Genomic DNA, 13,396 nt, shown 5'->3' with positions numbered 1-13,396 from the left:
ATTACCCTTTATAAATACTGTTTTCAAATTGTTTTAATTCTGCTTTTTCATCACTGGATAAATCCATATAAATCATATTTTCCTGAAATTCATTCAAATACTTTTCAGCTTCTTTTTTATTACTTAAAGCGATTTGTAACCGAATAAGATTCATATAAATATAAGTCGCAATTTTGGCATTCAAATCGGCTTTTTTGTCTTTGTAATCAATTTTGGTCAATGTATCTTTCCAAATGTCGATTCCTTTTTGCATTCCGGTCATTGCTGCAGCAGTCATTTCGGCATTCTCCGGATTCAACTTTCTTAAATTAGTCGATACATAAATGGATGCTTTTTCCAAATCATCATATTTCCCTTTATTCTTGACAGTGCTTATTTTTATAGATGGATTAGTCCAACGAATTCCGAAGTTATCATCTAAAACAGCATTTATATGCGCTATAACATTGTTCAGATAATTTTTTTCAGACAACGGTTTGTTGATGTTATTGGAAGGTGAAGTAGACAACAGTTTAAATTCCTGAAAGTAAGAAGCATTTATCTTTTCAACTCCGTTTACTTTTGCAATCAGTTTTGTAGGCTGGTTGGCAAAGGTTTGTCCGGCATTATCCTGAAAATTCATTCTTTTAACATCCACAGCAATATCAATATAATTCCCTTCTCTTGTAAAACCCGTTATTCCAATTTGGGAAGCTAAAACATCGTTATCAACGATTATGTAGTTGTTGAGGTCAGGCTGACTGTAAACTGGTGGCGCTGGTTTGTAATATTGAGGCTTTGTGGGTATCACTAACTTGGGTTCTTTTCCTTGATCGGAGATAGCCAAACGTTCCAACAGACTCATCTTTTTATATTCTTCGGATTCCAATTTGTATTTCTCCTTTGCTTTGGCAACATCTTGGTCGTGATTGGCAGTTCGCTTTTGATATTCAACTTCGCTTGACGCTACTAATTTATCGTAATCTTTTAATTCCGCCTGAAAATCCAATTTTGATTGTGCAATGATATCGTCTGTTTTTAAGGTATAAGGCGAAGTTACTTTCACTTTAAAGGTTCTGTTACTTGGCTCTATGGGAAATTTTGCAATTACAGGAAGACGATAATCTACTTTTTCAGAGGTTATGCTTTGTGCTGTTCCTAAAAGACTAAATCCGATTAAGAATAATAGTAATGCTCTAAATTTCATAGTTTTATTTTATTTATGATTTGCCAAAAGTACTAGTAATTATCGTGCCAGTAAATTGAATTATAAAATATTTGGGAGTTAATTACAACATACCGTTGTACTTGCGGATAAACCATTCTGCTGCAAGAGAAATTGCAATCAATACCAAAAGCCAAATCCAATCGATAAGTGGGGATTTTATGACCAATGTTTTTTGAACTGCTTTATAGCTGTCGTCTGCCAAAAGTTGCTTAATCAGAAGGTCGGTTTGGTTGGCCAAATAGGCTTTCCCCTTGGTTTGATTGGCCAATTGGTTGAGTTTATTCCAATCCGGATTAACAAATTGCTTTTCAATATCAAAATCCAACACTTCAAAACTACTGCTGTAAACCGAATTTGAATTGAGTTCCTTTACAGTAAACGTATAGTTTCCTGCTGCTAATCCATCTAAATTTACCTTAAAAGCATTGGAAGTGCGAAGCAAATCGTACTGTTTTGCCTGTTTGGTTTTGCTGTTGGTAACCGAAATGGTCAAACGTGCCTTTTCATCAAACTCATAATTTTTATTGAAAAACTGCGCTGTGATTTCAATGCCTTCACCCGAGTTATAAAAACGCTCGTGATTTACCACTAAAGACTTTCGGCTATTATTGGAGGCTAAATATTGAATGGTCTTGTCTAAGAATATATCAAAATCAGCAAAGCTTTTTTGGGCTAAATAGCTATCGGCTCTCCATTTCCAAATATTTTCACCAAAAAGAAAAGCAGTTCTTCTACCCTGATTTTCTGCAAAAGCCAATAAAGGTTGGTCGGTAGGAATATTTCGAATGGTAGAATACAATAATACATTTGAATTCCCGGATGCAGTAATCGCTCCAAACGGATTCTCTAAGGGTGGAAACTTTTCAAAACCAATATTGTCCAAAGCAAACAAATTAAACTGACTGTCAAAGGATGCCAGATAATCTTCTTTCTGACTACTCATTTTAAAGGAATAGTTACTTTGATTTTGATTCAGAAAACCATAATCGGTATCGTTTCCGGTGATAATCCACGTGTTTATTTTAGCAGTGTCATTTTGTTCAAATACGGCTTTAAATTCGCCGCTTGGTTGATATAATATCAATATATTGAAACTACTTAACGAACTGACTTGATTTGGTTTAAGAATCGTTACTTTTCGCTGTGCATTAGATTCAATACTACGCTTAATAGCGCCTAAATCTGGATGCGCAATAGCCGATATCAAAGCCACTTCTGTTTTTTGATCGATGACTTCTACAGCAAAATTTTTGATGTTGTTATAGGTATTCTTTTCTTGTTCCTTAGAGGAAATCGTAGCTTTCAAAAGTTGTAAACCAACGCGATCTGCTGGTAAAAGCAAATTTAAAGTAGCTGATTTTCTTGAGGGTGAAAAAGCAACCGTTTGTTCGCTCAAAACAGTAGTTCCCTGAGCAATTTTAAAAGTGGTGTTGATACTTTTCGTTCCGGCGTAATTCAGAAATACTTCTACGGGAAATTTATTCTTATAGAAGGCGTATTTATTGACGTTCAATTGTGAAATTCTTAAATCTAAATAAGTCGCTGTATCGCCAACAACTATTGGATACACCTTATTTTCAGGCTTAAATCCGAAAACATAATCTTCGCCTGAAGTCTGATTTCCGTCCGAGATTAAAACGGTGGGAAAGTATTGATTCTTATAAATGTTTTTTAAGCTTTTGGCAGCAAGGTCGATATTGGTTTGAGAACCTTTAAAATCAATAGTATCCGATGGTAAAAAATCTGTGTCAAACTGATAGGTTTGCACATCAAACTTATCATTCAAGTCTTTGTCTTCTGAAAGTTTTTGAAAAACTTCTTTAGCGGATGATGAAGCTTTTAAGTCAAATATTGAAGCCGAATTATCAATGACAATGGGCAACGGAGTCTTTACGGTTTCAACCGATTTTCTAGTGATAATTGGATTAATCAGTAACAACAACAATCCAAAGATGCTGAAGAAACGTAAAAAAGCCAAAAGTAAAGTGGTTTTCGTCTTACTCTTGGCTTTATATAAGTATTGGTAAAATGATAGACCAGCAGCAACTAGTAAGGATACAAGTAATAACAGGATTGTTGTGGTAGTCATATATTTTAAGGTTGAAAAAACTACAGAGGTATTATCTAATAGTTCTTTCGGTTATGTTTTCGTTGTATTTTTCGTAAAAAGTATCTACTTTATTGGTATTCAAAACCCCATTAGCATCGAAAACTTTTTCTTTTAAAAGCCAAGTGACAAGCTTCTCCATATTTTTTTTGGAACTCATTCCTAAACCAGTGGCAGCTCTAGTAATGTCACCAGACTCAATTTTCTTCTTTGCAGTAAGAAAGTTAAGTACAATATAATCATCTTGTTTGTAATCCCTGCTTTCATTATCATTATACTTATACATCAGTATTTCTTCGTCATCAGTTAAAGAATAAAAGGAGTGTTGATCAAAATTTACTTTCTCGTATTTCAAGATTTCTTTTCCATCTAACAATACTTTATCGTCTTTGATTTCAACTTTCTGCGCGACTAGTATATTCGTTGCAGAAAAGAGAAATGCAATCAATAAAAATATTTTATTATTCATATGAAATGTATAAAAAAAAATTACGTTAGCATTCCACCACAAACATTTAAGACTTGTCCCGAAACATAAGCACTCATATCAGAAGCAAAGAATAAACAGGCATTAGCCACATCTTCTGGAGTTCCGCCACGTTTTAACGGAATAGAATCTCTCCAACCTTGAACCACATCTTCATTCAATTTTGCGGTCATTTCAGTTTCTATGAATCCTGGAGCAATAGCATTACAACGAATGTTTCTCGACCCTAATTCCAAAGCAACCGATTTAGTAAAACCAATCATACCCGCTTTAGAAGCCGCATAATTGGCTTGTCCGGCATTACCCTTCACGCCTACTACACTACTCATATTTACAATAGAACCTTTACGGTTTTTCAGCATGATTTTCTGAACCGCTTTCGTCATGTTGAAAACCGATTTCAAATTGATTTCAATTACTTTATCAAAATCTTCTTCACTCATACGCATTAAAAGGTTGTCTTTGGTGATTCCGGCATTGTTAATTAATACATCAACGTTTCCAAATTCTGCCATAACATCATCTACCAATTTTTGCGCTTCGTTAAAATCAGCAGCATTTGATTTGTACCCTTTAGCTTTGATTCCCATAGCTGACAATTCATTTTCTAAAACCAATGCTGATTCAGCTGATGAACTGTAAGTAAAGGCTACGTTGGCTCCGTGTTGTGCAAATACTTTTGCAATTCCGCTACCAATTCCTCTGCTGGCGCCCGTGATGATGGCTACTTTTCCTTCTAATAATTTCATGTTTATAAAAGTTAGTTTGATATTTTTTATGAAAGTTCAAATATAGAATAATTTATACTCAGAAAAAACCATTTTATCTTTAAACCTTTACTATCATTGCTAGTCGAAAAAGACGAATCCAACTTAAATGACCGATAATCAAAGCCATTTTGAAAAATTATATCATGAGTACAAAACACTTGTGTATACCATGGCATTGCCCTCAGGAACAACAACGTATTTGAGTGCTACCGATTTTAATCTGTCACAAGTTAATTTTAAAATCTATCCCAACCCAGCTCAGGATTTCATCGCGATACAATCGGATTTGATGGATACCGATTTGCAGGTGAGACTGACAGATGCCTCGGGTAAAGTAATTCAAACCGATACCATTCTTCAGGGAAGTACATTGTGTGTTGTCGATTTAAATACGGTCTATAACGGAATGTACTTTGTAACGATTAGCAATGGTAAAGAAGATAAAACCTTTAAGATACTAGTTAACAAATAGTGCTGTAACTACCTTAAAACAAAAAACTCCCGATATTCTCGGGAGTTTTCTTTTTTTATAATTTAGCAACGCTCTCTTTTAACAATAGCGTCAACAACAATGCTTCTTGTTGCAACTTTTGCTCTTGCCATTCTAGGTTTAAAATTTGTGGCGGTCCGTTTTTAGTAAGTCCCTCTTCTGCCTTATCTATTAAGGTTTGTAAGGCACCCAAATGTAGTGCATACTTTTCATCTGTTGGTTTGGATAGAAAGTCAATCAGTTGAAACTGCTTCGAGATAGCTTCATACTCTTTTTTTAAGCGGTCTAACTTACGTTGACAACCCTCTAGTCGGAATTCATTTTCCTTTAACTGGTCCGTAAAAAATTGACTTTTTATCTGTTCTTGTGCCTCCATTTTATTGGAATATCTCGAAATGGATACTTCATCCGACAAAAAAAAGCGTTCTATTTGACTCAATCGTATCTCGGCATCCGTAGACAAATGCCTAAAACCTAATTCGTAAAGCGACCATTGGCTGCGGCTAATGTTTAAAATCATAGCCATATCGTCTTGCGTAAGGTTCAGTTTTTTCCTGATGTTTTCTTCCTCTTCCATTTTTGTAACATTTTTTTTGTAGCAATCTGAATTGCTACATTTATTTTGTTACAAAAACGAAACAAAGAAAGTGCCAAAGTTTTAAATCATAAAAAAGCCCCTAACGAAGCTTCTATTTATTCCTTAACAAACGTACTACTTGCTGTTCCTTTATCACTTATAATCTTAATAAAGTAGCTTCCTGCACGTAATCCGGATACATCAATGGTTTCATTGGCATTTGCACTTACTTGTACTAATTGCCCTAATGTATTGTAGATACTAACAGAAGAGATTGTAACGGATTGTTTTAGCGTAATATTTAAAACACTTTTAGCAGGTACCGGAGATAAACTAAATACGTTATTAAAGTCAAAATCTTGCGTTCCTAATGCTGCAACCGTTGTTGTAGCGGTATTGGTAACTATCGGAAAATTGTAATCAAAATAAATACTGGCATTGTTACTAAAAGTACTTCCAACCACTAACGTTGGTTTGGTTTTGATTTTAAAGGCTACATAGCCATCATTATTGGCATCGTCAAAAGGCAGGTTGATGTTTTCGAAAATGAATTCGACTTTATTGGTGTTACTTATTTTAGTAATAAAACTATGGCTACTGGTTTGTGGAACTAAAGTATTTATATCAAACTTAGTCGTATCAATCAAATCTTTTATTACAACATTCTGAGCAGCAAATGTTCCAGTATTTTCAAAACGGATAACATAATGCACATACTCACCGACCATGCTTGGTGTGATGGTATTTCCTTCTAAGCAAGTTTTATCATTAGGGTCATATGAAATAACCGTAGTATGTGCCAATGAAAAATTGTTATCATTTGGTGTTTCATCAGTAACTGAGACAACCGTAGCGATATAATCTAGGTTTTGATTACCAACGACAGGCGGCGTTTCCATAGGGCCATTAATATTGAAAGTTAAAGTAATATATCTACTTTCAAAAGGCTGAAGATTACTGAAATTCCATGTCAGCATATTACTTGATTGACTGATATACATTGGAGATGTGGACACAACATCTAAAATAGCATCATCATAAGATAAATTAACAACTCCGTTTTGAACTGTAGTTCCTTTATTTTTAAATAGCAAACCATAACGCACATCAAATCCTGGAACAGCATTTTCTAAAGGTAAAAGCACTACTTCAAGATCATTGTGGCTTCCGTTAGGTGCAACACAAAAATCTCTTGTAAAAGGACTGGCTGTAACCGGAAATGTAACTGTAGCTATCGTAGGAGAAACGGTAAAATAGTTTGGATTCTCGAAAACTGGTGCAAAATTATGTGAACCTGCTTCAACAGGTATTATATAATTTCCTGTACTATCAGAAACTAATGAACCAGTTGTTGGTGAGCCCGAAATTGAATATGTAATATTTGCAGCAAAATTATCAGCGGTATCACAACCATCAGCATTTCCGTCAAACCGGCAATTTCCTTGAATGATATAATAGATACCGCCTGGTGAAAAGGAACAATAGGAATTTAAAACACAGTTAGTATAGCCATACTGCAAAATTTTATCTTGAACTTCAATAATTTGATCGTCATCCGCACATATGTAAAGCAAATTTGGATTACCTGAGAAATCTAAATTAGTTTCAACATTCCCATTTTTAATGTCAAGATTATTCAATTGATTATTGGCACATCGAAAGAAAAGTTGTGTATTTGTAACTGGAGCCACTAATGAAGTGAGTTGATTATTGCTGCAACTAAAGTAACTAAGATTTGTTAAAGGTTCTATATCAAGAGAGGTTAATTGATTGCCATCACAAAAAAGATTACTTAAAAATGTCGACGCACTTATGTTCAATGAAGTCAAATTATTATTATTACAGTATGCAACCAGTAAATCTGGCTTATTGCTAATATCTAGTGAATTCAATTGATTATTTGCACAATTAAAATAATTTAAATTAAGGTCACCTGAAACATCTAATGAAGTCAATTGATTGTCATTACAGGCCAGATTTGCTAAACTAGTTGCATTACTTGCGTTCAAAGTAACCATGTTGTTATTAAAGCATTGCAAAATGGTTAAACTCTGCAAACCGCTTATGTTTAATGACGAAATCTGATTGTTATAACAAACTAGTCTTGTCAAATTGTTTAACCCGCTTACATTTAAAGAAGTTAGATTGTTGTTATCGCATTCCAATTCCAATAGGTTAGTAAGCAAACTTACATCAAGTGTAGTCAAAAGATTATTATGACAATAAAGAGCTTTAAGATTAGTAAAGTATTGAATTCCTTCTAAAGAAGCAATAGAATATTGATTCAGATATAAATACCAAACCTGAGAGGCTTCACTTACCACTATTTCTCCATCACCATTAGCATCAACACCCATTGGACCATTTATCCCATATGCAATACCATTTTCGCTGGTTGATTCTACTAATTTTGCTTTAAAATTCTCATCCGGAATAGATATAATCTGCGCATTAGAAGTAAAAACAATGATTGCAAAAAGTAATATAGTAGAGAGTTTTTTCATGGAAATTTAGGATAGTTACTCAAAGATAGGAATTTTATTAAATAAAAAAGCCCCACAAAAGTGAGGCTCCAATTTTATATTTAAATGGAATACTATCCCAATACTTCTTTTACTTTTTTACCAATCTCAGCAGGAGAATCTACTACGTGAATGCCGCATTCTCTCATGATTCGTTTTTTGGCTTCAGCAGTATCATCAGCACCACCAACAATAGCTCCGGCGTGACCCATGGTTCTTCCTTTTGGAGCGGTTTCACCAGCAATAAAACCAACAACAGGTTTACGATTACCGTCAGCTTTAATCCATTTAGCGGCATCCGCTTCTAATTGACCTCCAATTTCACCAATCATTACGATACACTTGGTTTCAGGGTCATTCATCAATAATTCCACTGCTTCTTTAGTAGTAGTTCCGATGATAGGATCACCACCAATTCCGATAGCGGTTGTGATACCCAAACCTTGTTTTACCACCTGATCAGCTGCTTCATAGGTTAATGTACCCGATTTAGATACGATACCAACACCACCTTTTTTGAAAACAAAACCGGGCATGATACCTACTTTAGCTTCTTCTGGAGTAATCACTCCTGGACAGTTTGGCCCGATTAATCTGCAGTCTCTATCTTTAATATAAGCATACGCTTTAATCATATCCGCCACTGGTATACCTTCGGTGATAGCAATAATAACTTTAATTCCTGCATCAGCCGCTTCCATAATCGCATCTGCTGCAAAGGCTGGCGGTACAAAAATAATAGAGGTATCTGCTCCTGCTTGTTCTACAGCATCTTTAACCGTATTAAAAACAGGTTTGTCTAAATGGGTTGTTCCTCCTTTTCCCGGAGTAACACCACCAACTACATTGGTACCATATTCAATCATTTGAGTGGCGTGGAACGTTCCTTCGCTACCTGTAAATCCTTGAACTATTATTTTTGAATTTTTATTGACTAAAACGCTCATGTTGATGTTCTTTATATTTGGTTAATTTTTTCGTGTAGCAAAAGTAGAAAATTGTACTTAGTAATTCGTGATTCGCAATTAGTTTTTTTGCAAAAATACTATAGCTGCATTTTTATCTTATTTTAAAATTACTACTTGTTAATCCTTAATGACTTTTTGAATATGCTTTACGCCATTTTTTGTAATTATGCTTACAAAATAAATTCCTTTTTTGAGGTTAACAATATTGATTTGATTTGTATCTTGATAAGACCCAAGGTTTTTTCCAGTGCTATCAGCAATACTAATCTCTTGGACAAATTCACTGATATTCAAAATAACATTGGTAGGATTTGGATAGGCTATTACCTTTTTGTTATCCCTATTTTTTATCGGGTGGACCTGTAAGGATTGGTCAATGTTTAAAATACAAACCAGAAATTGATCATTTGCCTGTATAATTTTGTCCTGAAACCAAACAAGGTTGCCATAACCACAAAGTGAATTATCATTCTGTATTATAATTTGCCAGGTTAAACCACCATCTGTTGTTTTATAAATATCTTTTGTTTCGGTATTGATACCATAAGCGTTCAACTCATCAAAGAAATGAAATCTTTTTGGAAAACCATTAACAAAATTCCAAGTTTGCCCTCCATCTTCGGTATATTGCCAATTGGTATTAGTTTCTGTATTATCCCTAACATATAATTTGTCAGGATTAACAATTTGCATTTCAGATAAATTTCGGGGTACAAACGAATTTAAAACACTCCAGCTTGTTCCACCATCAACAGTTTTCCACATCTTTCCAGGAAGTGATGAAGGGCCAACTGCAGCATACCCAATTTGTTCATTAGCAAATTTGATTTCACCTACCTGATTAACATCTGTAAATTGAGTCCACGTTGTTCCACTGCGCTTAACTAAACCATCATTTATAGGTGCACCTGGGTTTTTCCCAACGAAAAAATCGCCGTTATCCTTTAACCAGCATTTAGTATTGGCTAACGATTCAGGTTGCATAGGAGTAAAACTGCTCCAGGTTTGCCCAAAATCAGTTGTTTTGGCAAAGCTGGTATTTCCCACGACAAGTCCCTGCCCATTCGACTTCATACTTACTGATTTATATAAACCGGTAGATCCTATAGTTTCACGTTGCCATGTATTTCCTCTATCGGCTGTGTAATATATGGCACTAGAAGTATTGCCCGATCCAACCATTACACCTTGATTATTATTCATAAATTGTAAATCTGTTGTAGCAATATCCCCCAAAATTGGATTATAAAATAATGACCATTGTGTTCCCGAAGGATTGTTTGCCTTGAATATAGTACCTTTTTCTCCTGCTACTATAATATCGTTTCCTCTAAAAGTTACTGCGTACAAACGTGAAATACCTATACCTTCACCTGGTGCTGTAACCGTTTGTACTGAAGACCAGGTAGCCCCTAAGTCTGTCGAGCGGGTAAAAGCTCTATTACTCCCTACCATATATAAAACATCATTGTTCATACGGATATCATACGCTACCCCGACATTAGTATCTATAAGCGACCATGTTTCGCCTTGATTTATGGTTCTATATACCTGACCTAGAGGACCAACAGCCATGCCTATATTTTCATTTACAAAAAGTAAAGAATTCAGCAAGTAGCCAGTTGCCTGCAATTGAATTGAAGTCCAGGTTATGCCTTGGTCTGTGGTTTTTAATACTCTTCCGTTACTGGTAATTACAAATCCTATTTGTTCGTTTACAAAATGGATATCTGTGATATCAATTCCCGATGGCATTAATGCAGCAGGAATGCTTATAAGAGACCAGGTTTGCCCTCCATCAAGTGTTTTTTGAATAAAACGTCTATAACCTGCAATAAAACCAACACTTTGATTTACGAAAAAAAGTTTGTTATAACTAAGCTGAGTTCCATAATTTATTTCTGAAAATGTACGCCAAGCGTCAGTTGTTTTTTCTAAAATACCACTATTCGAGATAAGGAATCCATTATTATTATCAAGCATTAATAAATCGGAAGGAACGTTTAAAGAAGTGTGGAACAGTGACCATGTGACGCCATCAGAAGTTTTATACATTCTTTTAGGACCCTCTGCCACAACGTAAGTTACTCCATTTGGAGTAGTTTCCATATCCCTGATAATATTCACCGAGTTAAACGGAGTAATGGCTTTCCAAGTCTGAGCGTTACAAATACTAAATACTAAGCAAAGAATTAATGTGATTTTTTTCATAAGTAAAACTCTATATCTTAATTATTTACAAAAACTTTAGCATTACTAGAAGAAAATTAGAGTTGACTCATTTGATAACCCCTGAAAAGTTTGTTGTTTTTTAACTCCCAAATCACCATAAAGTGCGCCAAAAGCATTTCTTCCCTTGGGTTTTCAATGGTTTTAACATAATGTGAATAGCGAACCGAAACGGTGTTACCATCTTCTAAAATATGCGTAATTCTCGCTTTGGATCGAACATAGGCTTTTCCAAGTTCTGCTGATAAATCGATGATTTCCTGACGTTTAAGTTTTAAGTAGCCTTTACTGCTATGCCATTCTAAAACGACATCGGTGTGTAGTAGCTTAGCAATAGTTTCGGCTTCTAATAAAGCATCCGATTTGTAAAATTCTTGAACGATTTCTTTAGCGCTCATTATTATTTTAGTTTGTTTAAAATTTCTGGTATTCTTTTCACGTTGGCTAACTGCTTCAGTTTTTCTCTTGATTCTTCAATAGGTGTTCCAAAATAACTTTTTCCTCCTTCGACCGATTTGGTCACGCCGGTTTGTCCCATGATTACTGCTTTGGTTCCAATTGTGATGCCACTGGTCGTACCTACTTGTCCCCACATGGTTACTTCATCTTCAATAATTACACAGCCTGCGATTCCGGTTTGGGATGCAATCAAGCATTTTTTACCAATGACTGTATCGTGTCCTACATGGACTTGGTTATCGATTTTGGTTCCGGCTCCAATAGTAGTATCACCGGTAACGCCTTTATCGATGGTACATAAGGCTCCTATTCCCACATTATCCTCAATAACCACTCTTCCACCAGAAAGCAATTGATCAAATCCTTCAGGGCGTTTTTTATAGTAAAATGCATCTGCACCCAAGATAGTTCCCGAATGTATAATAACATTGTCCCCGATAACTGTATTGTCATAAACAATAACATTCGCATGCAGCAAACAGTTTTTACCTATAGTTACATGATGTCCAATAAAGCAATTAGGCTGAATTACAGTGCCTTCTCCGATAGTAGCCGAATTCGATATACTGACATTAGCAGCTTGAAACGGTCGGAAATGCTTGGTCAACGTATTAAAATCTCTAAAAGGATCGTCAGAAATCAATAATGCCTTTCCTTCTGGGCAATCTACCTCTTTATTAATCAACACAATCGTTGCTGCCGATTCTAGCGCTTTATCGTAGTATTTGGGATGATCCACAAACACAATATCACCTGGAGTAACCACGTGAATTTCGTTCATGCCTTCAACAGGAAAATCATCAGCACCAACATAGTGGCAACTAATGATTGCAGCGATTTCTTTGAGAGTGTGTTTCCTTGAAAATTTCATATTTAATTTGAAGATTTGAAGATTTGAAAATTTGAAAATGTATGAAAAATAACTTTCAAATTTTCAAATTGGCTCATTTTCAAATTACTATTCCTTAACTCTTTCCATATAAGAACCAGAAGCAGTATCGATTTTGATTTTATCTCCTTCATTGATAAACAATGGGACATTTACTGATGCTCCGGTTTCTACTTTGGCAGGTTTGGTTGCATTTGTGGCGGTATTTCCTTTAACACCTGGCTCTGCATACGTTACTTCTAACACTACAGACGCTGGCATATCTACAGAAAGCGGCAATTCAGTTTCCGTGTTAATCTGAACCATTACATTAGTGCCTTCCTTCAATAAATCTGGTGCATCCAGAATATTTTTATCTAAAGTAATTTGCTCATAAGACTCCACATTCATAAAATGGAATTGATTCCCTTCTGCATATAAATATTGGAAGTTTTGAGTTTCCACTCGAACGGTATCAATCTTGTGACCCGCTGAGAAGGTATTGTCCAATACTTTTCCGTTCGTTAATGATTTCAATTTGGTTCTTACGAAAGCAGGACCTTTTCCTGGTTTTACGTGAAGGAATTCGATGATTTTATAAATATCATGATTGAATTTAATGCATAATCCGTTTCTAATATCTGATGTAGATGCCATTGTTGTATTTATTTAATTTAATTGTCTATTCTCTATATTCTTGCTTCTTGTTTCT

General features: G+C 35.1%; 12 protein-coding genes. 1 reads left to right on the top strand and 11 read right to left on the bottom strand.

The annotated features are described in order from the left end of the window. Position 1 precedes the first annotated feature (1 nt). The 4 genes from ACULEU_RS07290 to fabG form a co-directional block, all read right to left on the bottom strand. The gene (locus ACULEU_RS07290) at positions 2–1,186 is read right to left on the bottom strand and encodes a hypothetical protein (RefSeq protein ID WP_445454792.1); all 1,185 of its coding nucleotides are present in this window, start codon (positions 1,184–1,186) and stop codon (positions 2–4) included. Between the two features lie 82 nt (positions 1,187–1,268). Then, positions 1,269–3,296, bottom strand: a complete 2,028-nt coding sequence (locus ACULEU_RS07285; protein WP_445454791.1) for a hypothetical protein — start codon at positions 3,294–3,296, stop codon at positions 1,269–1,271. A 31-nt stretch (positions 3,297–3,327) separates the two neighbouring features. Next, positions 3,328–3,783, bottom strand: a complete 456-nt coding sequence (locus tag ACULEU_RS07280) for a hypothetical protein (protein WP_445454790.1) — start codon at positions 3,781–3,783, stop codon at positions 3,328–3,330. A 20-nt stretch (positions 3,784–3,803) separates the two neighbouring features. Then, the gene (gene fabG, locus ACULEU_RS07275; protein ID WP_333600891.1) at positions 3,804–4,550 is read right to left on the bottom strand and encodes a 3-oxoacyl-[acyl-carrier-protein] reductase; all 747 of its coding nucleotides are present in this window, start codon (positions 4,548–4,550) and stop codon (positions 3,804–3,806) included. 127 nt (positions 4,551–4,677) lie between these two features. Between fabG and ACULEU_RS07270 the strand changes: the two genes are divergently transcribed. After that, positions 4,678–5,043 (top strand): T9SS type A sorting domain-containing protein, encoded by a 366-nt coding sequence (locus ACULEU_RS07270; protein WP_445454789.1) that lies wholly within the window; start codon positions 4,678–4,680, stop codon positions 5,041–5,043. Between the two features lie 55 nt (positions 5,044–5,098). Here ACULEU_RS07270 and ACULEU_RS07265 read toward each other — a convergent pair whose 3' ends face one another. The 7 genes from ACULEU_RS07265 to efp form a co-directional block, all read right to left on the bottom strand. Beyond that, positions 5,099–5,638, bottom strand: coding sequence for a helix-turn-helix domain-containing protein (locus ACULEU_RS07265; protein WP_445454788.1), 540 nt, complete (start codon positions 5,636–5,638; stop codon positions 5,099–5,101). Positions 5,639–5,754: 116 nt separating this feature from the next. After that, positions 5,755–8,142 carry a DUF7619 domain-containing protein gene (locus tag ACULEU_RS07260; protein ID WP_445454787.1) on the bottom strand — a complete coding sequence of 796 codons (2,388 nt, stop codon included), beginning with the start codon at positions 8,140–8,142 and terminating at the stop codon, positions 5,755–5,757. Positions 8,143–8,234: 92 nt separating this feature from the next. Then, the gene (sucD, locus tag ACULEU_RS07255; protein ID WP_445454786.1) at positions 8,235–9,107 is read right to left on the bottom strand and encodes a succinate--CoA ligase subunit alpha; all 873 of its coding nucleotides are present in this window, start codon (positions 9,105–9,107) and stop codon (positions 8,235–8,237) included. Positions 9,108–9,245: 138 nt separating this feature from the next. Beyond that, positions 9,246–11,339 carry a YCF48-related protein gene (locus tag ACULEU_RS07250; protein ID WP_445454785.1) on the bottom strand — a complete coding sequence of 698 codons (2,094 nt, stop codon included), beginning with the start codon at positions 11,337–11,339 and terminating at the stop codon, positions 9,246–9,248. 56 nt (positions 11,340–11,395) lie between these two features. Continuing rightward, positions 11,396–11,755, bottom strand: coding sequence for a nuclear transport factor 2 family protein (locus tag ACULEU_RS07245; RefSeq protein ID WP_445454784.1), 360 nt, complete (start codon positions 11,753–11,755; stop codon positions 11,396–11,398). Between the two features lie 2 nt (positions 11,756–11,757). Continuing rightward, the gene (locus ACULEU_RS07240) at positions 11,758–12,687 is read right to left on the bottom strand and encodes a UDP-3-O-(3-hydroxymyristoyl)glucosamine N-acyltransferase (protein ID WP_445454783.1); all 930 of its coding nucleotides are present in this window, start codon (positions 12,685–12,687) and stop codon (positions 11,758–11,760) included. 87 nt (positions 12,688–12,774) lie between these two features. After that, positions 12,775–13,341, bottom strand: a complete 567-nt coding sequence (gene efp / locus ACULEU_RS07235; protein ID WP_445454782.1) for an elongation factor P — start codon at positions 13,339–13,341, stop codon at positions 12,775–12,777. Between the last annotated feature and the right edge of the window lie 55 nt (positions 13,342–13,396).

It is taken from the genome of Flavobacterium sp. 25HG05S-40 (assembly GCF_052654735.1).
This window is presented reverse-complemented; position numbering and strand designations above follow the sequence as displayed.